At 71.1% G+C, this 24,039-nt stretch carries 26 protein-coding genes and 4 tRNA genes; 8 read left to right on the forward strand and 22 right to left on the reverse strand.

From position 1 onward, the window contains the following. Positions 1-211: 211 nt before the first annotated feature. Both rplL and rplJ read right to left on the reverse strand, forming a co-directional pair. Complete coding sequence (rplL, locus tag C8E97_RS32575) at positions 212-601, reverse strand: 50S ribosomal protein L7/L12 (RefSeq protein ID WP_121009977.1); 390 nt, start codon at positions 599-601, stop codon at positions 212-214. Positions 602-662: 61 nt separating this feature from the next. Beyond that, positions 663-1,220, reverse strand: coding sequence for a 50S ribosomal protein L10 (gene rplJ, locus C8E97_RS32580; RefSeq protein WP_121009980.1), 558 nt, complete (start codon positions 1,218-1,220; stop codon positions 663-665). Positions 1,221-1,478: 258 nt separating this feature from the next. On the opposite strand from rplJ, the gene C8E97_RS35045 reads away from it, so the two are divergent. Then, a complete protein-coding gene (locus C8E97_RS35045) occupies positions 1,479-2,384 on the forward strand; it encodes a hypothetical protein (RefSeq protein ID WP_170212059.1) in 906 nt (301 codons plus the stop codon). Positions 2,385-2,462: 78 nt separating this feature from the next. Here C8E97_RS35045 and rplA read toward each other — a convergent pair whose 3' ends face one another. The 5 genes from rplA to C8E97_RS32610 form a co-directional block, all read right to left on the reverse strand. Continuing rightward, positions 2,463-3,179 carry a 50S ribosomal protein L1 gene (gene rplA / locus C8E97_RS32590; protein ID WP_121009986.1) on the reverse strand — a complete coding sequence of 239 codons (717 nt, stop codon included), beginning with the start codon at positions 3,177-3,179 and terminating at the stop codon, positions 2,463-2,465. 76 nt (positions 3,180-3,255) lie between these two features. Then, positions 3,256-3,690 (reverse strand): 50S ribosomal protein L11, encoded by a 435-nt coding sequence (rplK, locus tag C8E97_RS32595; RefSeq protein WP_121009989.1) that lies wholly within the window; start codon positions 3,688-3,690, stop codon positions 3,256-3,258. A gap of 84 nt (positions 3,691-3,774) precedes the next feature. Next, positions 3,775-4,644, reverse strand: a complete 870-nt coding sequence (gene nusG, locus C8E97_RS32600; RefSeq protein WP_121009992.1) for a transcription termination/antitermination protein NusG — start codon at positions 4,642-4,644, stop codon at positions 3,775-3,777. A 71-nt stretch (positions 4,645-4,715) separates the two neighbouring features. Next, entirely contained in the window at positions 4,716-5,132 is a 417-nt protein-coding gene (gene secE / locus C8E97_RS32605) for a preprotein translocase subunit SecE (protein ID WP_121009995.1), read from the reverse strand. 31 nt (positions 5,133-5,163) lie between these two features. Then, positions 5,164-5,236: transfer RNA gene (locus C8E97_RS32610), tRNA-Trp, on the reverse strand. 186 nt (positions 5,237-5,422) lie between these two features. Here C8E97_RS32610 and C8E97_RS32615 point away from each other — a divergent pair. Together C8E97_RS32615 and C8E97_RS32620 are read left to right on the forward strand one after the other, a co-directional pair. Continuing rightward, complete coding sequence (locus tag C8E97_RS32615; RefSeq protein ID WP_121009998.1) at positions 5,423-6,667, forward strand: pyridoxal phosphate-dependent aminotransferase; 1,245 nt, start codon at positions 5,423-5,425, stop codon at positions 6,665-6,667. A gap of 166 nt (positions 6,668-6,833) precedes the next feature. Further along, positions 6,834-7,469 carry an MmpS family transport accessory protein gene (locus C8E97_RS32620; RefSeq protein ID WP_121010001.1) on the forward strand — a complete coding sequence of 212 codons (636 nt, stop codon included), beginning with the start codon at positions 6,834-6,836 and terminating at the stop codon, positions 7,467-7,469. A gap of 53 nt (positions 7,470-7,522) precedes the next feature. On the opposite strand, the gene C8E97_RS32625 is transcribed toward C8E97_RS32620, so the two are convergent. From C8E97_RS32625 to C8E97_RS32655, 7 genes are all read right to left on the reverse strand, one after another. Further along, complete coding sequence (locus C8E97_RS32625; RefSeq protein ID WP_121010004.1) at positions 7,523-7,945, reverse strand: MaoC family dehydratase; 423 nt, start codon at positions 7,943-7,945, stop codon at positions 7,523-7,525. Further along, positions 7,942-8,391 (reverse strand): MaoC family dehydratase N-terminal domain-containing protein, encoded by a 450-nt coding sequence (locus C8E97_RS32630; RefSeq protein WP_121010007.1) that lies wholly within the window; start codon positions 8,389-8,391, stop codon positions 7,942-7,944. Before C8E97_RS32630 ends, C8E97_RS32625 begins: the two co-directional genes overlap by 4 nt. A gap of 71 nt (positions 8,392-8,462) precedes the next feature. After that, entirely contained in the window at positions 8,463-8,627 is a 165-nt protein-coding gene (gene rpmG, locus C8E97_RS32635; RefSeq protein ID WP_015105301.1) for a 50S ribosomal protein L33, read from the reverse strand. Between the two features lie 273 nt (positions 8,628-8,900). Further along, positions 8,901-8,973: transfer RNA gene (locus C8E97_RS32640), tRNA-Met, on the reverse strand. Between the two features lie 43 nt (positions 8,974-9,016). Then, positions 9,017-9,092 (reverse strand) — tRNA-Thr (locus C8E97_RS32645). A gap of 74 nt (positions 9,093-9,166) precedes the next feature. Continuing rightward, a complete protein-coding gene (locus tag C8E97_RS32650) occupies positions 9,167-11,767 on the reverse strand; it encodes a putative bifunctional diguanylate cyclase/phosphodiesterase (RefSeq protein WP_121010010.1) in 2,601 nt (866 codons plus the stop codon). 984 nt (positions 11,768-12,751) lie between these two features. Further along, the gene (locus C8E97_RS32655; protein ID WP_121010013.1) at positions 12,752-13,276 is read right to left on the reverse strand and encodes a hypothetical protein; all 525 of its coding nucleotides are present in this window, start codon (positions 13,274-13,276) and stop codon (positions 12,752-12,754) included. A gap of 269 nt (positions 13,277-13,545) precedes the next feature. Between C8E97_RS32655 and C8E97_RS32660 the strand changes: the two genes are divergently transcribed. Next, on the forward strand, positions 13,546-13,788 hold the full coding sequence (locus C8E97_RS32660; RefSeq protein ID WP_121010016.1) for a hypothetical protein: 243 nt from the start codon (positions 13,546-13,548) through the stop codon (positions 13,786-13,788). Positions 13,789-14,362: 574 nt separating this feature from the next. Here the strand turns inward: C8E97_RS32660 and C8E97_RS32670 are convergent. Further along, positions 14,363-14,443 (reverse strand) — tRNA-Tyr (locus C8E97_RS32670). 123 nt (positions 14,444-14,566) lie between these two features. Between C8E97_RS32670 and C8E97_RS32675 the strand changes: the two genes are divergently transcribed. Together C8E97_RS32675 and rfbA are read left to right on the forward strand one after the other, a co-directional pair. Then, complete coding sequence (locus tag C8E97_RS32675) at positions 14,567-15,058, forward strand: YajQ family cyclic di-GMP-binding protein (protein WP_121010019.1); 492 nt, start codon at positions 14,567-14,569, stop codon at positions 15,056-15,058. After that, positions 15,055-15,927 carry a glucose-1-phosphate thymidylyltransferase RfbA gene (gene rfbA / locus C8E97_RS32680; RefSeq protein WP_121010022.1) on the forward strand — a complete coding sequence of 291 codons (873 nt, stop codon included), beginning with the start codon at positions 15,055-15,057 and terminating at the stop codon, positions 15,925-15,927. Before C8E97_RS32675 ends, rfbA begins: the two co-directional genes overlap by 4 nt. A 105-nt stretch (positions 15,928-16,032) precedes the next feature. Here rfbA and htpX read toward each other — a convergent pair whose 3' ends face one another. The 4 genes from htpX to C8E97_RS32700 are packed head-to-tail and all read right to left on the reverse strand — an operon-like array spanning position 16,033 to position 18,379. Next, a complete protein-coding gene (htpX, locus tag C8E97_RS32685) occupies positions 16,033-16,893 on the reverse strand; it encodes a zinc metalloprotease HtpX (protein WP_121010025.1) in 861 nt (286 codons plus the stop codon). A 19-nt stretch (positions 16,894-16,912) separates the two neighbouring features. Beyond that, positions 16,913-17,389 carry a 4Fe-4S binding protein gene (locus C8E97_RS32690; protein WP_121010028.1) on the reverse strand — a complete coding sequence of 159 codons (477 nt, stop codon included), beginning with the start codon at positions 17,387-17,389 and terminating at the stop codon, positions 16,913-16,915. Continuing rightward, complete coding sequence (locus C8E97_RS32695) at positions 17,382-17,963, reverse strand: NADH-quinone oxidoreductase subunit C (RefSeq protein ID WP_246019301.1); 582 nt, start codon at positions 17,961-17,963, stop codon at positions 17,382-17,384. The genes C8E97_RS32690 and C8E97_RS32695 overlap by 8 nt, the downstream gene beginning before the upstream one ends. Continuing rightward, positions 17,960-18,379 carry an NADH-quinone oxidoreductase subunit B gene (locus C8E97_RS32700; RefSeq protein WP_121010031.1) on the reverse strand — a complete coding sequence of 140 codons (420 nt, stop codon included), beginning with the start codon at positions 18,377-18,379 and terminating at the stop codon, positions 17,960-17,962. The genes C8E97_RS32695 and C8E97_RS32700 overlap by 4 nt, the downstream gene beginning before the upstream one ends. A gap of 244 nt (positions 18,380-18,623) precedes the next feature. Here C8E97_RS32700 and C8E97_RS32705 point away from each other — a divergent pair, with 244 nt between their 5' ends. Then, positions 18,624-19,661 (forward strand): LysR family transcriptional regulator, encoded by a 1,038-nt coding sequence (locus C8E97_RS32705; protein ID WP_121010034.1) that lies wholly within the window; start codon positions 18,624-18,626, stop codon positions 19,659-19,661. Between the two features lie 162 nt (positions 19,662-19,823). On the opposite strand, the gene C8E97_RS35050 is transcribed toward C8E97_RS32705, so the two are convergent. From C8E97_RS35050 to C8E97_RS32720, 3 genes are all read right to left on the reverse strand, one after another. Continuing rightward, a complete protein-coding gene (locus C8E97_RS35050; protein ID WP_170212060.1) occupies positions 19,824-19,976 on the reverse strand; it encodes a hypothetical protein in 153 nt (50 codons plus the stop codon). 114 nt (positions 19,977-20,090) lie between these two features. Beyond that, entirely contained in the window at positions 20,091-21,494 is a 1,404-nt protein-coding gene (locus C8E97_RS32715) for a hypothetical protein (RefSeq protein WP_121010040.1), read from the reverse strand. A gap of 783 nt (positions 21,495-22,277) precedes the next feature. Then, positions 22,278-22,829, reverse strand: coding sequence for a TetR/AcrR family transcriptional regulator (locus C8E97_RS32720; RefSeq protein WP_121010043.1), 552 nt, complete (start codon positions 22,827-22,829; stop codon positions 22,278-22,280). Between the two features lie 93 nt (positions 22,830-22,922). Here C8E97_RS32720 and C8E97_RS32725 point away from each other — a divergent pair, with 93 nt between their 5' ends. Continuing rightward, positions 22,923-23,663, forward strand: a complete 741-nt coding sequence (locus C8E97_RS32725; RefSeq protein ID WP_121010046.1) for an SDR family oxidoreductase — start codon at positions 22,923-22,925, stop codon at positions 23,661-23,663. Positions 23,664-24,039: the final 376 nt, after the last annotated feature.

The raw sequence follows: 24,039 nt of genomic DNA on the forward strand, positions 1-24,039 counted from the left end.
ACCCCAACCACACCCCACGAACCCCACCCGAGCGTGTCATCCTCGGCGGCCGGCCCGTCCGCGAGGACGCTCTCCACGCTTTTCGATCTCGACCTGAACCCCACCCCACCCACCCCGCGCTCAACGCGAAGAGGGCGGGCACCCCCACACGGGGTGCCCGCCCTCTTCGGATCGATCCTTCAACCGATCCAGCGCCCCAAGGGCGCGAGGATCACTTGAGCGAGATCTTGGCGCCGGCCGCTTCCAGCTTCTCCTTGGCGGCGTCCGCGACGTCCTTCGCGACGTTCTCCAGCAGCGGCTTCGGAGCGGACTCGACGAGCTCCTTGGCCTCCTTCAGGCCCAGGCCCGAGACGACCTCGCGGACGACCTTGATGACCTGGATCTTCTTGTCGCCGGCGCCCTCGAGGACGACGGTGAACTCGTCCTTCTCCTCCTCGGCGGGGGCAGCGCCGCCACCGGCGGCCGGGGCGGCGGCAACGGCGACGGGCGCCGCGGCGGTGACCTCGAAGGTGTCCTCGAACTCCTTCACGAAGGCCGTCAGCTCAAGGAGGGTCATCTCCTTGAACGCGTCGAGCAGCTCTTCGGTGCTGAGCTTCGCCATGATCGGCGGTCCTTTCTTTCAACGCCCGAACTGCGGCCGGGACGCGGAGTGTGTCGGGTGATCAGCTTTCGGCCGGAGCGTCGGCCTCGGCGGCGGCAGGCGCCTCCGCGGCCTTCTTCTCCTGCAGGGCAGCGGCCAGGCGGGCGACCTGGGAAGCCGGGGCGTTGAACAGACCCGCGGCCTTGGCCAGGTTGCCCTTCATCGCGCCCGCCAGCTTGGCGAGCAGCACCTCGCGGGATTCGAGGTCCGCGATGCGGGTGACCTCGTCGACCGTGAGGGAGCGGCCTTCCATGTAGCCGCCCTTGATGACCAGGGCCTTGTTGTCCTTCGCGAAGTCACGCAGCGCCTTGGCCGCGTCGACCGGCTCGCCTTCGACGAAGGCGATGGCGGTCGGACCGACGAGCAGGTCGTCCAGACCTTCGATGCCCGCGTCCTGAGCGGCCAGCTTGACCAGCGTGTTCTTCGCGACGGTGTACGTGGTGCCCGCGCCGAGAGCGCGACGCAGCGTCGTGAGCTGCGCCATGGAGAGGCCACGGTACTCGGTGACGACAGCGGCCGAGCTACCGCGGAACTTGTCCGTGAGCTCGGCGACGGCCGAGACCTTGCTGGGCTTCGCCATGATCGCCTCCTCTCTGGGCTGTGGGTGACCACCGGCCGGCCGAAGAGAGGGCATGAAAAACGCCCCGGCGCACAGCAGCACGGGGCGAACAGGCGCGCAAGCGCCTCGCGAACCTCGTCCTCCTGCGCGGGCCGTTCGCCGTGCGAACCCTTCGTTCCCACGCCCCGGAGGGCACGGGAAGACCAGCGGTCTTCGGTGGAACTCCGCACCATGCTAGCCGATGGCCGACCCGGCGCCCAAATCGGCATGATGTGACCCGTGACCGAAGAGCCACCGAGGAACCCGCCGCCACCACCGGACATCGACCCGGAACAGCTGAGGCAGTTCCAGGAGTTCCAACGGTTCCAGGAGTTCCAGCGCTTCCAGCAGGCCCAAGGCACCACACCGGCCGCCCTGCCACCTGGCCAGTCCCCCACCGGCCGGCCCGCACCGGGTGGACTCGCCCTGCCCGACGAGCCGGCCCGTCCCGCCCAGGACGCGCAGCCCGCGCGGTTCGACCAGTCCGCGCCACCCGGTCACCCGGCGCTACCGGTCGGTCAGCCGCCACCGGGCCGGCCGCCGCTCCCCTTCGGTCCACCGGCCGCGCCTCCCCCGGCGGCACCCGCCGCTCGCCGCCGCAGGGCGCTGTGGATGGTCCTGCTGCGCAGCAAGTTCTTCCGCCGCCTGGTCTACCTCGCGGTGGTGCTGCTCGTCGCGTCCTACTTCTACGAGCGGTACTTCGGCGGTCCGAGCCCCAGCGAGGTGGCGGTGGACAGCGGCGGCGACAAGGGGAACGTCATCGCGCCGCAGACCCCGTACGGGCTCCAGGGGACGGTCGCCCTGTTCTACAAGCACGTCATCAACGACGACGCGGGCCGCGCCTGCCTGCTGTTCAGCGAGGACAAGGCCGAGCAGGCGTTCACGCGGGCGTTCGGCGCGAAGGACTGCGAGTCCGCGATCCACCAGCTGTCCGGCCAGGTCACCAATGGCGCGCAGTACCGCCAGCCCGGCTTCCCGGCCGACATGAGGACCACGCCCGAAGGCGGCACCGTCGAGGTGAGTTCGTGCAAGCTCCAGGTGACGGGCGGTCCGCGGCTCGGCCGGTTCGTCCTCACCATGCAGGAGAACCGCACCTGGGTGATCACCGGCTACGAGGCGGAGCCCGCCGACTGCCTCACCGGCTGATCCAGGCCACTGCACGAACGACGGAGCCCCCGACCCACGAAGGGCCGGGGGCTCCGCGTCAGCTCCGGGAAACCGCGATCAGACCGCGGCCTCGTCGGTGAGCAGGTTGCGCGTGCGGTTCGGGTCGACCGGGATGCCGGGGCCCATCGTCGTGGACACCGTGACCTTCTTCAGGTACCGGCCCTTCGCCGCCGACGGCTTGGCCCGCAGGATCTCGTCCAGCGCCGCGGCGTAGTTCTCGACCAGCTTCTCCGGGTCGAACGACACCTTGCCGATGACGAGGTGCAGGTTGGCCTGCTTGTCGACGCGGAAGTTGATCTTACCGCCCTTGATGTCCGTCACGGCCTTGGTGACGTCGGGCGTCACGGTGCCGGTCTTCGGGTTCGGCATCAGGCCGCGCGGGCCGAGGATGCGGGCGATGCGGCCGACCTTCGCCATCTGGTCGGGCGTCGCGATCGCGGCGTCGAAGTCGAGCCAGCCACCCTGGATGCGCTCGATCAGGTCCTCGGAGCCGACCGCGTCCGCACCGGCGGCCTCGGCCTCGGCGGCCTTGTCACCGGTCGCGAAGACGATCACGCGGGCGGTCTTGCCCGTACCGTGCGGCAGGTTCACGGTGCCGCGGACCATCTGGTCGGCCTTGCGCGGGTCGACGCCGAGCCGGATGGCGACCTCGACGGTCGCGTCCAGCTTCACCTTGGACGTCTCCTTGGCGAGCTTGGCTGCCTCCAGCGGCGAGTAGAGCCGCTCCCGGTCAACCAGCTCAGCAGCGTTCTTGTACGCCTTGCTGCGCTTCATGCTTCTGTCCTTAATGGTGGATCAGTTGTGGTGACTGAGCCAGCGCGTGGCTCTCCCACGACTACTGAGAGAAAGATCAGCCTTCGACCGTGATGCCCATCGAGCGGGCCGTGCCGGCGATGATCTTCGCCGCCTGGTCCACGTCGTTGGCGTTGAGGTCGACCATCTTGGTCTGCGCGATCTCGCGCACCTGGTCCATCGTCACCTTGGCGACCTTGTTGCGGTGCGGCTCGCCGGAGCCCTTCTCCACGCCCGCGGCCTTCAGCAGCAGCTTCGCCGCCGGCGGCGTCTTGAGCTTGAAGTCGAACGAGCGGTCCTCGTACACGGAGATCTCGACGGGCACCACGGTGCCGCGCTGCGACTCGGTCGCCGCGTTGTACGCCTTGCAGAACTCCATGATGTTGACGCCGTGCTGACCCAGCGCGGGACCAACGGGCGGCGCGGGGTTCGCGGCCCCGGCCTTGATCTGCAGCTTGATGATCGCTGCGAGCTTCTTCTTCTTGGGTGGCATCTCAGTGCTTCCTGTTATTGCGGTGTCCGCGCGCGGCCCTGCCAGCCGCAGCGTGGCTGCCGGTTCCTACGCAGTAGCAACCGATCAGATCTTGGAGACCTGGCTGAACGACAACTCGACCGGAGTCTCGCGGCCGAAGATCGACACCAGGACCTTCAGCTTCTGGCCGTCCGCGTTGACCTCGCTGATCGTCGCGGGCAGCGTGGCGAACGGGCCGTCCATGACGGTGACCGACTCGCCCACCTCGAAGTCGACCTCGACGGTCGCCTTGACCGGCGCGGCGCTGGCCTTCTTGCCCGCGGCCGGCTTCTCGCGCTCGACCTGGGGCAGCAGGAACTTCAGCACCTCGTCGAGGGTCAGCGGCGACGGCTTGGACGTCGCGCCCACGAAGCCGGTCACGCCGGGCGTGTTGCGCACCGCGCTCCACGAGGCGTCGTTGAGCTCCATCCGGACCAGGATGTAGCCGGGCAGCACCTTCCGCTGGACCTGCTTGCGCTGGCCGTTCTTGATCTCGGTGACTTCCTCGGTCGGCACCTCGACCTGGAAGATGTAGTCCTCCATGTCGAGCGTCTGGATGCGCGTCTCGAGGTTCGTCTTGACCTTGTTCTCGTACCCGGCGTACGAGTGCACGACGTACCAGTCGCCGGGCGCGTGCCGCAGGGCCTCGCGCATCTCGGCGGCCGGGTCGGCGGGCTCGGCGTCGATCGGCGTCTCGTCGACGACGACGTCCTCGTCCGCGCCCTCGTCGTCGGCGGCGGCGCCCTCGTCGTCGGCGGCGGCGGGCTCGACGTCGGCCGAGGAGGGCTCGGCGTCGACGGGCTCGGCAGCGGACGCGGACTCCGCGGTGTCCTCCGTCGCCTCGTCCTGCTCGACGTCCTCGACGCCACCGTCGAGGTCCTGCCCGTCGGTCAGGTCGGTCAGCTCCTGGGCGTCAACGCCGTTCTCGGAGGTCACTGTGGGTCTCGCTTCCTTTCATGCATCACGTGCTCCGACCGCGCCCCGAAGGCGGCGGCGGGTGTTCGACTCTAGGCGAACACCTTGAACACGCCCCAGGCGAAGGCCGAATCCAGGCCGAACACCAAGGCCACCATGAAGGCCACGAAGACCAACACGACCGAGGTGTAGGTGACCATCTGCTTGCGGGTCGGCCAGATGACCTTCCGCAGCTCGCTGACCACCTCACGGATGTAGCGGACGATCCGGGCGAAGAAGCCCGGCCGCTTCTCCTGGTCGCCCCTGGCGCGCGTGGGGCGACCCTTCTTGCCCTCCGAGGCGTCGGAGTCGGCCTCGGCCGACTTCTTGGCCTCGGCGGGACGTGCGGCGGAGTCCTTGCGACCCGCCGGGCGCACGGAGCCGCGGCGCTCGCGGCGTGCAGCGGCGGTGACCGGCCGGGCCGCGCTCTCGCGCTCTTCCGGCTGGTCCTGCTCGCGGCCCTCGCTCATGCCGTCCTCCGCTCACCATCGCGCTTCGACGCAGGGGCGACAGGACTTGAACCTGCAACCTGCGGTTTTGGAGACCGCTGCTCTGCCAGTTGAGCTACACCCCTTTGACACCCCGCGGTGGAGGTGCCCTGGCTGAGGCCGTCTTGCACCCTCCTCACGTGGCCCGTGAGGCAGCGGCTGGACGTTCTCGGACCTGAAGCATACGGCACGGGGTACCCCTCCTTCCAACCGGCCCGGTCAGAGGGGGTGCCGAGGGCGATCCCGGTTGTGCCGTCTGCCACGATTGTCGCATGGCCTCACCTGAGACGACCTCCGCCCCCGGCACCTCCGACTTCCCCCGGATCTCGAAGCGGATCGGCGGCATCGCCGAGTCCGCGACGCTCGCGGTGGACGCGAAGGCGAAGGCGCTGAAGGCGGCCGGGCGGCCGGTGATCGGCTTCGGTGCGGGCGAGCCCGACTTCCCGACCCCGGACGCCGTCGTCGCCGCTGCTCAGGCCGCGTGCGCCGATCCGAGGAACCACCGGTACACGCCCGCCGCGGGCCTGCCCGAGCTGCGGGAAGCCGTAGCCGCGAAGACGCTGCGCGACTCCGGGTACGCCGTGACCGCCGCGCAGGTGCTGATCACCAACGGCGGCAAGCAGGCCGTCTACCAGGCGTTCGCCACCGTCCTGGACCCCGGTGACGAGGTGCTGCTGCCCGCGCCGTACTGGACCACCTACCCCGAGGCGATCACCCTCGCGGGTGGCGTCCCGGTGCAGGTCACGGCGGACGAGGCGACCGACTACCTGGTCACCGTCGAGCAGCTGGAGGCGGCGCGGACGCCGCGGACCAAGGTCCTGCTGCTGTGCTCGCCGTCCAACCCGACCGGCGCGGTGCACAGCCGCGAGCAGATCACCGCGATCGGCGAGTGGGCGCTGGAGCACGGCCTGTGGGTCATCTCCGACGAGATCTACGAGCACCTGGTCTACGACGGCGCCGAGGCGGTGTCGCTGCCCGTGGCGGTGCCCGCGATGGCGGACCGGACGATCGTGCTCAACGGCGTGGCGAAGACCTACGCGATGACCGGCTGGCGGGTGGGCTGGCTGATCGGCCCGACCGACGTCGTGAAGGCCGCCGCGAACCTCCAGTCGCACCTGACCTCGAACGTGGCGAACGTGTCGCAGCGCGCGGCGCTGGAGGCCGTGTCCGGCCCGCTCGACGCCGCGCACGCGATGCGGGCGGCGTTCGACCGGCGGCGGCGGACCATCGTGGACATGCTGTCCGCGATCCCCGGCGTGACGTGCCCGACGCCGAAGGGCGCCTTCTACGTGTACCCGTCGGTGAAGGCGCTGATCGGCAAGTCGCTCCGCGGCACGACGATCACCGACACCGTGCAGCTGGCGGCGCTCATCCTGGAGCACGCCGAGGTCGCGGTGGTGCCGGGCGAGGCGTTCGGCACGCCGGGCTACCTCCGCCTGTCGTACGCCCTGGGCGACGACGACCTGAAGACCGGCGTCGCGCGGATCGCCGAGCTGCTGGGCGAGGTCGAGGGGTAGTCGAACGGGTCGCGCCAGAACCCGACAGTCCATCACGAAAGGCGTCCCCACGGGGCGCCTTTCGTCGTTTTTGGACACGTTCGGGTGACGACCGGTAACCGGACCACGGGATCGTTCGATGCTCCGATCACCCGGCTCGCCGAGCCGCACCCCGTGAGGAGCGCATATGGCCTTACCCCAACCACCGACGACGCACCACCCCCAGCACGCCGCGCCCACCCCTCCGCGCAACGGGCTCGGCACCGCGGGTCTCGTGCTCGGCCTCCTGGGCCTGCCGGCCGCCTTCCTGCCCGTGATCGGCCTCGTGGCGTGGCCGCTGGTCGTCCTGGGCCTCGTCCTGGGCGCGCTGGGCGTCGCGCGGGCGAGCCGCGGCCGGGCGACCAACAAGGGCATCGCCGTGGCGGGCGTGGTGCTGTCCGCCGCCGGCCTGGCCGTGTGCGCCCTGTGGGCCGCGTTCTTCGGGAAGGCCGCGAGCGACGCCGCGCGGACCCTCGACGACCTGGAGCGCGAGGCGAACAAGGAGTCGCGGGTCGTCTACGAGATCAGCGGCGACGCGCCGAAGGCGGCGGTGACCTACACGACCTACAGCGACGGCGGCAGCGCCACCAGCAAGGAGGACGCGACGAGCCTCCCGTGGACCAAGGAGCTGACCGTGAAGGGCTTCCTCAGCGGAGGCACCCTGACCGCGATGACCGGCGCCGAGGGCGGCACCGTGACCTGCCGGATCAGCGTCGACGGCGTGGAGAAGAAGACCGCGACCGCCACCGGGGCGTTCGTGCTCGCGAGCTGCTCGAACTTCTGACCCGCGCCCGCTCGGGCGGAGCTCCGCACCCGCCCGAGCGCAGGCGCCGGCCGCTAGCGCGCGAGCCGCACGCGGGCGGACGCGCCGCCCAGCACGGACTTCCCCTCGAACGCGGCCGTCACGTTGACCTTGAACGTCCCGTCCTCCAGGACCTTGGTGACCTTGCCGGTCACCTCCACGAGCGCGCCCTCGTCGTCGTCGGGCACCGGGACGGGCCGCCCGAACCGCACGCCGTACTCGACGACCGCGCCGGGGTCGCCCGCCCACTCGGTGACGATCCGGCCGGCGAGGCCCATCGTCAGCATCCCGTGCGCGATGACGCCCGGCAGGCCGACGCCGGTGGCGAAGCGCTCGCTCCAGTGGATCGGGTTGAAGTCGCCGGACGCGCCGGCGTACCGGACCAGGTCGGCGCGGGTGATGCGGATGGTCAGCGGCGGCAGCTCGTCGCCCACCGACACGTCTGCGGCGCGGATCACGCGTCCTCCCCCCGGACCACGAGCGTGCAGCGCCCGGTGGTCACCCGCTCGCCCTCTTCGGTGCTGATCTCGGCGCGGAGGGCGAGCATGTCGTTGCCCATCCGCGAGGTGATGCCGTCCACGTGCAGCTCGACCACGAGCCGGTCGCCCGCGGTGATGGGGCGGTGGTGGACGAAGGACTGGTCGCCGTGCACGACCCGGCTGTAGTCCAAGCCCAGTTCCGGGTCCTCGACCAGCACGTCGTTCGCCTTGAGCGACACGATGACGGCGAACGTGGGCGGCGCGATGACGTCCCGGTAGCCCGCGGCGCGGGCGGCCTCGGCGTCGCGGTGCAGCGGGCTCGTCGCGCCGACCGCGTCGGCGAACTCGCGGATCTTCTCGCGGCCCACCTCGTAGGGCGGCGACGGCGGGTACACGCGTCCGGTGAACGACTGGTCGAGGGGCACCGGAGCAGGTTACGCGACGAGGCCCGCCCCCTGGTCGGGGACGGGCCTCGGGCACGGGCTCGGGGGCAACCTCAGCGGGTTTCCTTGTGCGCCCGGTGGGTCTTGCAGTTCGGGCAGAACTTCTTGATCTCCAGGCGGTCCGGGTCGTTGCGCCGGTTCTTCCTGGTGATGTAGTTCCGGTGCTTGCACTCCTCGCACGCGAGGGTGATCTTCGGGCGTACGTCGGTTGCAGCCACGGTCCTTGCCTTCCTAGAGCGCACGTGCCCCGGTGCATCCAGTGCGGGCTTACCGCCTGGCGGGGATTCGGAGACGACCTCGATGCGAGCCGAGTCGCCAGTAACACCGCGAAGCCTACGCCCCGCACGTCCTGCTACTTCACCCCGCCCACCCGCACCCAGCCGGGGGTCCGGGGGGCTTCGCCCCCCGGGCGGGGCCCGGGGGCTGCGCCCCCGGTGTGATGCGGAGCGAGCCGGCCCGCGCTCTCCGCGGGCACAGCTCACCCACTCGCGTAGCGGTGGCCGGACTTGAACCGGCGACACAGCGATTATGAGCCGCTTGCTCTACCAACTGAGCTACACCGCTTCACACAACACGGCCGCGATGCCTGTGCACCGCGGCCAAGTCGTGGAGCCCCTTTACGGAATCGAACCGTAGACCTTCTCCTTACCATGGAGACGCTCTGCCGACTGAGCTAAAGGGGCTTGCTCTTGCGTTCCTTGCGGAGCGAGGGGAACTCTACACAACCTCCCCGCAGGAGTGAAATCGGGGGGCCCGATCAGTGCACCAAGGTGAGCACCGTCTCATCGCGGGCACCCCTGACCTGCACGGTCCGCGCGCGCAGCCAGGCGTCGAAGCGCTCCTCGGACAGCGGTCGGGAGATGAGGTAGCCCTGGGCCACGTCGCAGCCCATCGACACCAGCTGGTCGCGCGCGGCGTCGTCCTCCACCCCCTCGGCCACCACGGTCAACCCCAGCGAGTGACCCAGCTCGACGATCGAGCGCACCACCGCCATGTCACCCAGGTCGGTGCCCATGCCCAGCACGAACGACTTGTCGATCTTCACCTCGTCCACCGGCAACTGCCGCAGGTAGGCCAACGACGAATACCCCGTGCCGAAGTCGTCCACCGCCAGCACCACCCCCATCGCGTGCAACCGCCGCAACACCGGCAACGCCCGCTCCGGGTCCGCCATCACCCCCGACTCGGTCAACTCGAAGGTCAACAACTCCGGCGGCACCCCGTGCCGGCGCAACGCCGCCCCCACCCGGTCCGGGAACTCCTCGTCCGCCAACGTCCGCACCGACAGGTTCACCGCGATCGACATCCGCAACCCCCGGTCCACCCACCGGCGCACCCGCTCCAACGCCCTGTCCAACACGAAGTCGGTCAACACGTCCACCAGCCCGGTCGCCTCCACCGCCGGCACGAACTCGTCGGGGTCCACCCGCCCGAACTCCGGGTGCCGCCACCGCACCAACGCCTCCGCCCCGATCACCTGACGGCTCGGCAACGCCACCTTCGGCTGGTAGTGCACCGACACCTGCCCCGACTCCAACGCCGACCGGAACTGCGTCACCAACTGGAACCGGCGCAGGAAGATCTGCCCCATCGACGGCGCGTACGCCCGCAGCGGATCACCCTCCGAGGTCGCCCGCACCGCCACATCCGCCCGCTGCAACAACGCGTCCGGGTCGGGGTCCTCCAGCTCGCAGTTCGCCGTGGACGCCCACCCGGCGACCGCACCCGCTTCGACGGTGAGCCGGTCGACGGGGTAGGGCACGGACAGGGCGGAGCGCAGGCGCTCGGCGATCTCCTGGATGCGCTCGGCCTGCCGGTCAAGCAGCAGCGCCGCGAACGCGCCACCCTCCAACCGGGCCAGCGGCACCTCGGGACCGAGTTCGTCGCGCAGGCGTCGACCGGCCGCCACCACCATCCGGTTGCCCCACGCCTGCCCCAGCGCGTCGGACACCGTCGACAGCACGTCGAGGTCGATCCGCACGACCACGGCCGTGGTCGCCTCGCGCATCGGCTCGCTGGCCGCCTCCCGGAAGCCCGGCCGGTTCAGCAGGCCCGTCAGCGGGTCGTGGTAGGCGTCGTGGCGGAGCCGGGCGAGCAGCCGCCGGTTGTCCACGGCGGTGGACAGGTGGCTGGCGAGCGTGCGCAGCAGCTGGAGGTCGGCCTTGCCGAAACCGCGCCACCGGCTGAGCCGGTCGTGCACCTCGACCGCGCCGAGCAGCTGCGTCGCGCCGCGCAACGGCACCACCAGCGCCTCCTGCGCGCCGCGGCGGGCCAGCGCGTCGGACACGTCGTCACCGGCGTCGACGACGCGGAAGTACCGCACCTGCGAGCCGGGCAGCTGGAGCATGGCGTCCTCGCGCAGCTGGCGAGGGTCGTCACGGCGCATCCGGGGCGGCAACGGCTCACCCGCCACCAGCGTGCGCATCGGGGCCTGCGGGTCGGTGCGCAGGCGCAACACGACGCGGTTGGCGTTGAGCTGCTCGCGGATGCGCTCGGCGATCAGCTGCCACTCGTCCTCCTCGGCCTGCCCGTCGTCGAACTCCGGCGACGCGCCGCGCGGTCCGGTGGCGTGCCGCCCGGACCGGGCGACGCGCAGCGACACCTCGCTCAGCGCCTCCAGGTCGCGCTGTTCCCGCAGCAGGCCGGAGTACGCGAGGTAGATGGCGGTGATGCCGGCGAACACCAGGGCGATCAGCAGGCCGCCCCACGGCGCCTTGGAGGCGATCTCGTAGCCCGCCAGGCCGGCCGCCGTGTTCAGCAGCGCCACGACGAGCGTCTGGAGCACCAGCCGCAGCCCGGACGCGACCCTCATGCCCTTGCCCATCACCCGCAGCGCGGTCAGGCCGAGGACGCTGGCCAGCAGCGGGACGGAGATCGTGCCGACGAACGCGCCCGCCCAGAACGGCCCGTTCTCGCCGACGAACCCGGTCACGAGGTGGGCCACCGCGAAGGCGAGGGATATCTCCATGAACATCAGGCCCGCGTTGTAGACGGCGCGGTCCAAAACCCGCCTGCCCAGCAGCGTGCCGACGCCCGCGACCACGTGCGCGGCGAGCACGATCTCGAACGGCGCGAGCAGCAGGCCGAGCACGAGCGGGATCTCGGTGAACGAGATGGTCCACGCCACGCCGCTGCGCACGTCCACGTTCACGGCGAGCTGCTCGGCGAGCAGGAACCCGACCACGAGCAGCGGGCCGGCCCACAGCAGGTTGTCGTCGTCCCGTTCGGGCAGCCAGGAGCCGACGGCGACGGCGGACAGGGCGCCCGCCACGAGGAGCAGGCCCGCGAACACGCTGAACGCGCGATTCGTGGACCGGGTCGGCGCGCTCGGCGCCGCGACCGACGCGTGGTCGGACATCCAGCCTCCTCGTCGGCCGTCGTCGCGGTCGGCCGGGTCGCGGCCTTCGAGCTCGTGACGTGACTGAGGGGCCCCGAACACCAACCGAGACCCCTCCAGGGGTGTCAATGTACCCCGGTTGGGCGACGAAATGGCAGGTCGTTGAGCCGATTACCACGAGAAGTAACGGAACGGCTCACACGTTCAGCTCCCCTTGCCGACACCACCACGCCCCGACCCGCGAGCCACTCCCCGGGGCCGCCGACCCCTGCCCGAACCCGTCCACCGGGCCGTGGCTTCACACGGCGAACAGCCCGGCCCGGCACGTCGGGCGGTGTGGCGCGCGGTCGGGGGCCGGGTCCCCCGCTTGGAGGCCCGGTACGGTGCCGCCGGCACGGCGATGTGATCTCAATCGGTGACACCAGGCGAACCCAAGAAGTTCACCCGCCCTTCACCGACGCCGGGAGCGGCCACCCAAACACGAGCGGGTGAATCAGGGTGCGGACATGTACGAAACCCACGCCACCCCCACTCGGTAAAAAAGGAAGCCGCGCGAACCACCCCCACCCCGTCCCCACGACCCGTCAACCCCCGCCCAACAACCCTGAACCCCGGCGATGAGCCAGCCGCCATCGGCGAGCCACCCGCCAGCAACGAACCATCCGCCAGGGATGAGCCGCCCCCGGTGATGAGCCAGCGCGGTGGTGCCGACCCGCCGGTTGCCCACCGACGCCCGATCGTCGCCCCACCGACCCCGCACCCCACCGACCCCGCACCCAACCGTGACCCCGACCCGCCGACGCCCGCGCCCGGTCGATGCCCCGCCGACGCCGCGCCCGATCGCCCCACCGGTAGGGCCCGATCGGCGGGGCCCGATCGGCAGCGGCCGTCCCATCACGTGGGCAGCTCGCGACTCTCGGCCACGCAGCTCGCGGTGCTGGATCGCCGCTGTCGCGGGCTGGGGCACCACCCGGTTCTTGCGTGCCGGGGCCAACCGGCCCGTTCTCAGGCGATCACCAGATCCCTGCCCACGTCGAGGTCGCGACGCAGCCCGTCGCGGATCACGTCCAGGCACGCGCGGGCCCGTGCGGCGGCCTGGTGCTGCGCCGCGCCGCTGCCCACCGCCTCCCGCAGCACGAGCCACGCCGAGGCGTCGTCCTCGCGCACGGCGGTGAGCAGCTCGCGCGGTTCGGGGTAGGGGTGCTGGGCGATGCGCTCGGTGTGGGCGCGCAGGTCGCGTGCCGTGTCGCGGTCGACGAGGCCCGTGCGGACGATCCGGTCGAGTTTGGCGGGCAGGTCGACGGAGACGAGTTCGGTGCTCGACAGCGGGCCGAAGTCGAGCACCGTGTTGAGCCCGTACTCCAGGTCGTCGGTGGCGTGCAGCAGGTCCCGCAGGCGGCCCCGCTCGGCGGCGTCGCCTGCCCGCCGGGTCGTCCGCCGCAGCCACCCGGAGCGCCGGGTGACCGCGCCGAGGACGACGCCGACGAGGAGGGCGGCACCGACGGCCAGGACGAACCAGGTTTCGCTCATGGGTTCGAGTCTCGACGCCGCCCGGCCGCGCCGCGGCCACCGCACGGCGGCAGGGCCGTTCCCAGCGCCGAGAGGTCGGCCGGACTTCGGCTGGGCTGAACAGCCCAGCCTGTCGGCGTGGCGACGTGACCCGAACGGTCGCGGCCACCAAGGTGGGTGAACCGGCCGTCGCCGACGTTTACCACCCGTTCGGCGGGTACTCAACCGGCAGGTCGCGACCTCCTTAGTGATGAGGGGCCGAACGGAAAGGACGAGGCGAGGGGGTCGCCATGACGATTGCGATGGAACTATCCGGCCGGGCGAAGGCCATGCTGCGGGCGGTGGCCGCGGGCAGGGCGCAGCTGTCCGGCGGTCGGGAACCGGACCTGTACGTGGACGGCCTGCCGTGCTGCGATCAGATGGTGACCCACGACCTGGTCCACGCCGGCCTCCTGCGCGCCCGGCGCGCGGTGGGGCTGGACGAGCGGTCGGACGCGGAGCTGACCGACGAGGGCAGAGCCGCGATCGCATAATCCTCGAACATACGTTCGAGATGGGTTATGCTGCACACGGGGCCGGCACGCAAGCGAGAGGAAGCGCTTGCGCGCCGGCCCCACCTCTTGCCGGGACCATGACCCGGATCAACTCCCGGTCGCACCGCCCTGCGGCGGATACCGGCGACGCCGTCCGGCACACCGAGCGTCCGACGGCGCGGCGGAAGGCGCACCCAGCCGCTGGCCTCGGTCAGCAGTCCACCAACCACCCGTCCGCGCCACTGCCGACACCGTCACCGGTCGCCAGGCGTCCGCATGACTTGTGTCACGCCTGCGTGTTGACGTGGCTCAACGCGGGTGTGGAGGCGACGCGCGTAGCCGAGTGGGCCAGGCACAGCGTGGCCGTTCTCCTGCGGGTCTACGCGAAGTGCCTGGACGGTGGCGAGCAAACCGCCCGTCAGAGCGTCCAGGACGCTCCAGGGGGCCGCAGAACTCGGACGCGCCCTGGACGTGAACGCCCGTAGCCGGCCGTTCTGAGCCGAACACGACCGGACAGCACGAGAAAAGCCCCTGTGACCGGCTCTCGCTGGTCACAGGGGCTTCCGTCCTGCTGTGGCGGGTAGAGGATTCGAACCTCTGTAGCTTTCGCGACGGATTTACAGTCCGCTCCCATTGGCCGCTCGGGCAACCCGCCCCGCTCCCGGCACTGCCGGGTGCGGAGGAGAGAATACATAGGCCCGCACGGCCCCCTGCAACCGGGATACCCCGGTAGGCTTCCGGGCGGTTCCAGACACACCGACGCGGAGGTACCGGGCACGTGGCAGACCCGTCGTTCGACGTGGTGAGCAAGGTCGACCGGCAGGAGGTCGACAACGCGCTCAACCAGGCAGCCAAGGAGCTGAGCACCCGGTTCGACTTCCGGGGCACCAACACCACGGTGGCCTGGGCGGGCGAGGAGGCGATCTCCTTCCAGTCCGAGACGGAGGAGCGCTGCAACGCCGCGATCGAGGTGTTCCGGGAGAAGCTGGTCAAGCGCGGCATCTCGATGAAGGCGTTCGAGATCGGCGAGCCGGCGGCGTCCGGCAAGGTCTACAAGGTCACCGGGAACGTGGTGCAGGGCATCTCGTCCGAGAAGGCCAAGGAGATCGCCAAGAAGGTCCGCGACGAGGGCCCCAAGGGCGTGCAGGCGCAGATCCAGGGCGACCAGCTGCGCATCTCGGGCAAGAAGAAGGACCACCTGCAGGACGTGATCACCCTGCTGAAGAACACCGACTTCGGGATCGCCCTCCAGTTCACCAACTACCGATGAAGGGCATCATCCTGGCGGGCGGCAGCGGTACGCGGCTGCACCCGATCACGCAGGCCGTGTCGAAGCAGTTACTCCCGGTGTTCGACAAGCCGATGATCTACTACCCGCTGTCGGTGCTGATGCTGGCGGGCATCCGTGAGGTCCTGGTCATCTCGACGCCGACCGACCTGCCGCTGTTCCGCCGCCTCCTCGGCGACGGCACGCAGTTCGGGCTCCACATCGAGTACGCGGAGCAGCCCCAGCCGAACGGGCTCGCGGAGGCGTTCGTCATCGGCGCGGACTTCGTCGGCGACGACGACGTGTCGCTCGTCCTGGGCGACAACATCTTCTACGGCCAGGGCTTCTCCCGGCTCCTCCAGCACCACGTGGCGACGCTGGACGGCTGCGTGCTGTTCGGCTACCCGGTGCGCGACCCCGAGCGCTACGGCGTGGGCGAGGTCGACGCGGAGGGGAAGCTGCTCTCCATCGAGGAGAAGCCCGCGCGCCCCAAGTCGAACAAGGCGATCACCGGCCTGTACTTCTACGACAACGAGGTCGTGGAGATCGCGCGCGGCCTGAAGCCGTCGGCGCGGGGCGAGCTGGAGATCACCGACGTGAACCTGGCCTACCTGCGCCGGGGCCGGGCGCACCTGGTGGACCTGGGTCGCGGCTTCGCCTGGCTGGACACCGGGACGCACGACTCGCTGCTGGAGGCGGGGCAGTTCGTGCAGGTGCTGGAGCACCGGCAGGGCGTGCGCATCGCGTGCCCGGAGGAGATCGCGCTGCGGATGGGCTTCATCACCGCGGACGAGTGCTACGCGCTGGGCGAGAAGCTGGCGAAGTCGGGGTACGGGCAGTACCTGATGACCGTGGCGCGCGAGAGCCGCTAGGTCCGCGAGGCCGGCCGCGCGCCAACCGCCCGGTCACCCGCCCGCCCGGAGCCGCTCGGGCTCCCCACGAGCGCGCAGCGAGCAGCGAGCAGCGAGAGGGCGGGCTCAGGCGCGGCGGGCCAGTTCCTCCAGGCGGCGCACGCGGTCCGCGATCGGCGGGTGCGTGGAGAACAGGCGGGCCAGGTGCTCGCCCGGCCGGAACGGCGACGCGATCATCAGGTGCGCCTGGGACACCACCGCCGGTTCGGGCGCGAGCGGCGCGGCGCGGGTGCCGAGGTCCAGCTTGCGCAGGGCGGACGCCAGCGCCAGCGGGTCGCCGGTCAGCTCCGCGCCCGACGCGTCCGCCTGGTACTCCCGCGACCGGCTGACGGCCATCTGCACGATCGCGGCGGCGACGGGCCCGAGCACCGCGATGAGCAGGACCGCGAACGGGTTCGGGCGGTCCTCCTCGTCGTCGCCGAAGACGCTCGCGAACACCGCCAGGTTGGCCAGCGCGCTCACGGCGCTCGCCAGCGCGCCCGCGACGCACGAGATGAGGATGTCGCGGTTGTACACGTGGGACAGTTCGTGCCCGAGCACGGCCCGCAGCTCGCGCTCGTCCAGCAGCTCCAGGATGCCGGTGGTGCAGCACACGGCCGCGTTGCGCGGGTTGCGGCCCGTCGCGAACGCGTTCGGCGCGGCGGTCGGGCTCACGTACAGCCTGGGCATGGGCTGCCGCGCCGCCATCGCCAGCTCGCGGACGATGCGGTACAGGGCGGGCTGCTCGACCTCGGACACGGGTCGCGCCCGCATCGCGCGCAGCGCCAGCTTGTCGGAGTTGAAGAACGCGTAGGCGTTCACGCCCAGCGCCAGGAGCAGGCCGACGACCAGGGCGGTCCGTCCGAACAGCGAGCTGATCGCGACGATCAGCGCGCCCATGACGCCCAGCAGCAACGCGGTCTTCACCCCGTTGTAGTGCTTGTGCACGTCGCTTCGCCTCCGGGTTCTACGTCCTCTCCCTCAACGCTCCGGGACGGCGCGCGGTTCCGGAACCCCCTCGTGCCGGGCGCTGGGCGGCCGTCTCCGGCGCGGGTTCGGCGGCCGGGTCGAGCGGGGGCGGCGGCGGCACGTGCGCGACCCAGGCGCCCAGCACGTCCCGCTCGTGGACCAGTTCGGCGACCGCGCCGGAGCCGTCCGCGCCGCCCGTGCCGGGGTAGGAGAAGTCGGGCGCCCAGTGCAGCGCGTCGAACGGGCACGCCTCCACGCAGATGCCGCAGTACAGGCACTGCCCGTAGTCGATGGCGAACCGGTCGAGCACGTTGCGCGCGCGTGGCCGGGCGGAGCCGGGCTGCTGCTCGACCTCGGTGTGCGAGTCGATGTGGATGCACCAGTCGGGGCACTCGCGGGCGCAGATCATGCAGACCGTGCAGTTCGCCTCCAGCAGCGCGATCACACCCCTGGTCCGCGGTGGCAGGTCAGGCACGGTTCTCCCCTTCGCGTCGAGGGCCCCAGGACGGGTCGGGCACGCCGGGCGGCGCGGTGCGGCGGCGGCTGGGCGCGGAGGCGCCGTCCTCGCCGGGTTCGAGGCGTCCCGGCCACGGCCGCACGACGCGGGAGGCCAGGACGAAGTCCTTGCGCAGCGGGTGGCCGGCGAAGGCGTCGGGCAGCAGCAGGCGCGGCGCGGGCCGGGTGAGGGCGAGGCCGAACATCTCGGCGGCTTCCCGCTCGTGCCACGCCGCGCCCGCCCACACGTCCGCCACGCTGGGCAGCGGCTCGTCGCCGACCTCCGTGCGCAGCAGCAGCCCGAGCCGGGTGCCGGGGTGCACGACGTGCAGGAACACCGCGTGCCGCAGCCCGGACGCGCCGGGTCGGCCGGCGTCCTCCGCGCCCAGCCAGTCGAACGCGGCGCAGCCGAGCACGTCGCGGGCGTGCCGGGCGGCGGTGGACCAGTGCGCGAGCGGCACGTGCGCGGTGGTCTGCCCGAACGCGGTCCGGGCGGCGGCGTCGGGCACCGCGGCGACGAGCGCGGCGGCCAGTTCGGCGGAGGCGGCGGTCACGACACGAGCCGGTGCAGCGCGGCGAGGCCCTCCAGCAGCGCCTCGGGGCGCGGCGGGCAGCCGGGTACGGCGACGTGGACCGGCAGCGCCTGGTCGATGCCCTTGGTGACGCTGTAGGAGTCCCAGTACGGGCCGCCGGTGTTGCTGCACGCGCCGACGGACAGCACGTAACGGGGTTCCGGCATGTCCTGGTACGTGGCGATCACCGCGGGCAACATGGCGTCGGTGACCGTGCCGGAGACGATCAGCACGTGGGCCTCCCCCGCCGCGTGCGCCACGTCGACCCCCAGTGCGGCCAGGTCGTGCGGCCGGTCGCCCTCGAGCGCCGCCATGACCTCGACGCCGCAGCAGGCGAGCCCGAGGTCGAGCACGGTGACCCGGTACGTCGTGCCCCAGTCCAAGGTGGAAACCGTCACATCGGGTCAGGTTAATACGTGGGGGCCCGCCCGGCTGCCGCCCGGCGGGCCCCCAACCCCCCAAAACTCCCCCCGATTGCCCCCAGGCGAACACCCACCTGGTTGCGGGAGAAGTCTCTTACGGATCGCGTATACCTGTCCAGCGAAAGCGGTCAAGTTCTTCGGATAATTTCACCACAAACTGCGGTCAAGTTCAGTACAACTAATCGGTAGAACACTGTCGTCCCCGACCCGAGAGGCCCTGATGTCCACCTCGGCCCGGCTGCTGCTCCCCGCGGGGAACCAGCTCAGCAGGCTCCTCCAGACCTCGCCACTGCTGCTGGACACCACGTTGGACCAGCTCAGGACCTTGATCACGGTCCACGAGACCCGGTCGGCGCTGCGGGCGGCGCGCGCCCTGGGCCGCGAGCAGTCCAGCGTCCAGAAGCAGCTGGACACGCTCAACCGCAACTTCAAGTCGCTGTGCGGCGAGCCGCTGGTCGTCAAGCAGGGCCGGGGAAAAGACGTGCTGATCACACCGACCGGCGAGGCGTTGGTGGAATTGGCGAAGGAGACCCTGGGCGACTGGCTCGACGCCATTCACGAGTGCCGCCGCAAGCTCGGCACCACGCTCACCGTGGGCACCACGCGGTTCATGCTCGACTCGTTGGCGAAGGCGTGGCACCACGTGGCGGACGACTTCCGGCGGCGGGACGTGGAGCTGAAGGTCGTGCACATCCGGACGAAGGACATCTGGCGCAAGCTGGAGAGCAAGGAGGTCGACATCGTCTGCGGCAGCGTCGTGACGCCGGCGGGCGGCGGGTCGGACTTCGCGGACTTCGACGTGATCGAGTGGCGGCGCGGCGGGCTGGCGCTGCTGACGAACCTGCCCGCCCACCGGCTGGGTGACCGCGTCGGCACCGGGGAGCTGCCGAAACTGCCGCTGGTCGTGCCGGGGGACGGGTTGATCGCGGAGTTCCTGCGCGGGTGGTTCGGGCCGGACTACCGGAACGAGCTGGACATCGCGGCGGAGATCGACGAGATCCAGTACGGCATGTCGCTCCTGCGCTCGGGGCTCGTCGAGGGGTGCATGATCGTCACGTCCGGGCTGGGCGTGGTGGCGGCGAACAACGAGCTGCGCGAGGGGTCCGGCCTGCGGGTGGTGGAGCTGCGGAACGACCGGAAGCCGGAGCTGGAGCGCCTGGTCGGGGTCTTCGCCCGCAAGGAGGAGCGGGCGAAGTTCCCGTCCGACCACCCGCTGAACCTGCTGTGGGCGGCGTTCCAGCGCGAGGTGGCCGACTGAGCCGGCCGCGCGGTGGGTCCCCACCGCGCGGTGGCGGTCTGGCCGTGCGGTGGCGGTCTGGCCGCGCGGGAGGGGCGGCCCGGCCGTGCGGTGCCGGTGCCCGGCCGCCGCACGGCCGCGCCGCCCGACCGGGACCGCCCCGAGCGAGGCGCAGCCGGCCGCCTAGTGCTGCCGTTGTCGCTGCCGGTGCACCTGCCGGACCAGCCACTCCAGGCCGCTGAGCGGTGCGGGGACCTCCGTCTTCTCCCGTTCCACCCGTTCCTCCTCCTGCTGCTGGGGCTGAGGTGGCGGCCGGCGGTCGTCGAGGTCGTTCATGGCGCGCTCCCTACCTTGGTCGACAGCGAGTGCCGTCGATCGGAGCACTGACCGCACCCGCCCCGCTAGCCCGGTCAGCCCTACGGGTGACAAGGTCGTGGGCCCGCGCGCCCGCTACCCGAGCGCTTGGCGGATGGCCTCGGCGGTCTGGATCGCGGGCGCGGCGGCCTCGCCCGCTTCGCGCACGGCGCTGAGGACGCCCGACACGAGCGCCCGGATCCGGGACCGCGACGGCTCGGCGGCGGCCGCCTCGACCTCGGCCATCCGGGCCAGCTCGACCTGCTCGTCCGCCGTCGGGCCGAGCTGCTCCAACTGCGTGACGAGCTGCCGGAGCAGCGCGGGCAGGTCGACGCCGGACCGGGCGCCGTCGCCGAACGCGGAGTTGCCGATCCCGATGTCGCTGCCCACCGCCCCCTGCACCCTCGCGCCGTCCCCGATGTGGATGTCGGTCGTCTTCTCGACGTTGTTGTCGCCCACGATTACCTTCCCTCCATCGGTGTTCTTGATGTTGACGAACAGGACCGCCGGCCGGTCGGGCGCGGTGGCGCGGCCCAGTTCGGCCGCCTCCGCCACGAGCCTGGTGAGGCTCGGGCTGACGTTGCGGAACGCCGCCTCGACGGACGCCGTCACGGAGGGGGTCAGGTCGGCGTACGCCTTCGCCAGGCCGGCGAGCAGGCCGCGCTGGGGCAGGCTCTCGTAGCGCGGGCGGAGGATGCGCTTGGCGCTGCCGTGCAGGTAGTCCCTCAGCGGCTCGGAGGTCGCGGGCGACAGGCGGCCGGTCAGGCACGCGCGCAGCACCGAGGTGAACGCCTGCGACTCGCAGTGCAGTCGCATCGCGTGGACCCGCACCTGGCGGACGACCGCGGCGGCGGTCGCCGACCCGTGGGAGACCGCCCACAGCGCGGCGGTGCCGGCCACCGACGTCTCCCACAGGTGTTCCAGGAGCACGCCGGTCTCCGGGTCCTCCATCACGGTGGCCACGCCGTCGCCCCGCAGCCCGCGCCGCTCCACGAGGATCAGGGGCTGGCCGGGCACCACGAGGGCCGGCGCGCGGTCGCGGCAGGACACCGGGGTGGTGGCCTTCGAGTAGAGCTTCGCCAGCGCCAGGCCGGCGGCGGCCAGGCGCCCCGGAGCCGCGCCGCGCACCCGGACCGGCAGGTCCGCGACCGACCGGGCGACGTCGTCGAGGTCGAACCGGTTCGAGACCTGGAAGGCCACCTCGACGCGCCCGACGACCCCGTTGGTGAGCATCCGCCGGTACCGGGGCACCAGCCGCACCCGCGGGTTCTTGGTCGGTGAGCCGCGGAAGGTCAGCGCCGAGGAGGCGGCGCAGAAGTACTCCTCGCCGGACCAGGGGTGCAGGCCACCGTCCGGCGTGGCGCGCACCACCCCGAAGTCGCGCACGAACTCGTGGCCGACCAGGGGCAGCGGCCAGGCCGGGCGGGCCAGTCGGGCCACCCGGTCGCCCGCCAGGAAGGGGCGCAGGTCGACGAACGGCAGTTCGGTGATCACCAGCACGCAGCATCACCGTGAGTGTGGAATTGTCCCCCACTCGCGAGTCAGTGAGGGACGAGGCCGCATGTGAAAGTTGGTTGGGTTACTCCGCGCGGAAAAGTCCCGTGTTGAGCGAGACCCCTTCCGCCGCGGGCAGCCCGTTGGTGCTACGGGCTGCGGGTTTCCGGGTTGCTGGTGTTACGGGGATCGACCATGTCGACACATCGGCTCTCCTCCCTTCCCACCGCCGCGGCCGTCGGGTGACGGCTTCGGATACGACGATGCGCGACGCGTGCGTTGCCTGCGGCCAAGCAGGAATTCCACCGCACAACGACTGGGCCCGCTGCCCGAGCCGCCGTGTCGGCGATTACACTCTGCCACGACCCGTTAGTCCTGACAATGATCCCCAGCCCACTGATCGAGTGAAACTCGGGCTCCCAACGCGACAGCGCGGAACTGATCATCCGACTCGCGAGTTTCCCGACTGCGGGCGTTGTACGCGGTGCCGACCGGGGGTCTTCACCGAGGAGATTTCGGTGAAACGACCATTCCGACAACCGCTCCAAACCAGAGATTTCGACCATACGCGGTTCTGCGCTTCCAACAACCGCAATAGGGCACAGGAGCCGCACGTTTCGGTCGTGTCGCCAAGGCCATCTCCCGTCGGTTCACCGTACGAGCCACTTCCAGAGCTGGACGAGGTCGAAGCGGCGACTCTGCCGCGGGCCTTGGGGCGCAAACTCGCGACACCCCCGCCGGCTCGCGCCGGGGACGTGCGGACCGTGCAGTACGAGTGTCAGCGGCTTGTCATTCGCGGGAGCGCAGGCCGTCGAGGACGACGTGCAGCAGGTGTCGGGCGCGGGTGTCCCATTCCTCCTCGTCGAGCCGGGTCAGGTAGCCGATGAGCAGGATGACGTCGCGGGCGTCGATGTCGGGCCGGATGGCCCCGGCGGCCTTGCCGGCGTCCAGCAGCGCGGTCATCGCGTCGCCGATCGGGCCAAGGCTGCGCGCGGAGAGGTCCTGCCACACCCCCACCTCGACAGCGGCGAACACCCCGCGCTTGACCCGTGCGTAGTCGGCCACGCGATCGAACCAGTGGGCCAGTGCGGTTACCGGGTCGTGCTCGACGAGCAGGGCCGGCGCGGCCGCGACGAGTTCCTCGACGTCGTGGCGGTAGACCTCGGCGAGCAGGTCTTCCCGCGTCGGGAAGTGGCGGTAGAGGGTGCCCTGGCCGACCCCGGCCTGCTTGGCGATCGCGTTGAGTTTCAGCTCGTCCGAACTCGCGACGGCAGCCCGCGCGACCTCGACGATCCGGGCGCGGTTCTCGGCGGCGTCGGCACGCAACCGGGGTGTGTTCATCCGCCCTCCGCAGTTCGACGCCGACAATCGGACACGTGTCCGCTACGGTGAACAACCGGACACGTGTCCACTCTAGTCGGGAAAGGGGCACGGATGTCAGCCATCACCGGCAAGGTCGTCGCCGTCACGGGGGCCAGCAGCGGTATCGGGGAGGCGACCGCGCGACTCATGGCCGAACGCGGTGCCGCCGTCGTCCTCGGTGCGCGCCGGAAGGACCGTCTCGACGAACTCGCGCAGGACATCCGCGACCGAGGAGGCCGAGCCGTCGCGTGCGCCATCGACGTCACCCGCCGCGAGGATTTGGAGCGGCTCGTCGACCGGGCCGTGACCGGGTTCGGCCGGCTCGACGTGCTGGTGGGCAACGCCGGCATCAGCAAGATCGGGCCCGTGGCGGACCTGGACGTCGACGGCTGGTCGGCGATGATCGACGTCAACGTCCGCGGCGTGCTCCACGGCATCGCGGCGGCGCTGCCGGTGTTCCGCCGCCAGGGGCGCGGCCACCTCGTGACGACGGTGTCGACGGCCGGCCTGAAGATCACTCCCATCATGGCGGTCTACGCCGGGACCAAGAACGCAGTGCGCACCATCCTGGAAGGGCTGCGGCAGGAGTCGACCGATGGCATGCTGCGCACGACCTCGATCTCGCCTGGCTACGTCAGCACCGAACTCGCCGACTCCATCGACGACCCCGCGGTGCGCCAGGTCATCCGCGAGAACATGGCGGAGTTCGCCATCCCGCCGGAAGCCGTCGCACGGGCCATCGCCTTCGCCGTGGAACAGCCCGACGACGTCGAGATCGGCGACATCACCATCCGCCCGACCGTCCAGGACTGAGGACCGCTGACCCCTCCCGGTATCGGCCGGGGTCGGAGCGCCTCTTCCGCTGTCCGCCATGCAGGTCCGAAGAAGGCCACCATCACCGCCAACCAACCCCGAACACCGCCATATAGCTCCGAACAGGACAGTCGTTCCGTGCATGTTCCGTGAGCGGTGGCAGAGGGCCGCAGCAAGTGACAGTCACTCACCTACAGCACTCACGCTCGTCTGGAGCGTTTGCGTTGGTCAGCATGCCTATTGCACGCCAGACCGGCGGAGACCTCGGGATCTCGGAACAGGCCGTTTCAGTCCCGCAGTTCCATCGTGCGGAGCTTGATCCCTACTGTTGTCAGGCGATCTGCCAGCGTGGAAGCGAGTCATTCGCGCTGTATCT

Origin of the sequence: Saccharothrix australiensis (assembly GCF_003634935.1) — a bacterium.
GTDB classification, from domain to species: domain Bacteria; phylum Actinomycetota; class Actinomycetes; order Mycobacteriales; family Pseudonocardiaceae; genus Actinosynnema; species Actinosynnema australiense.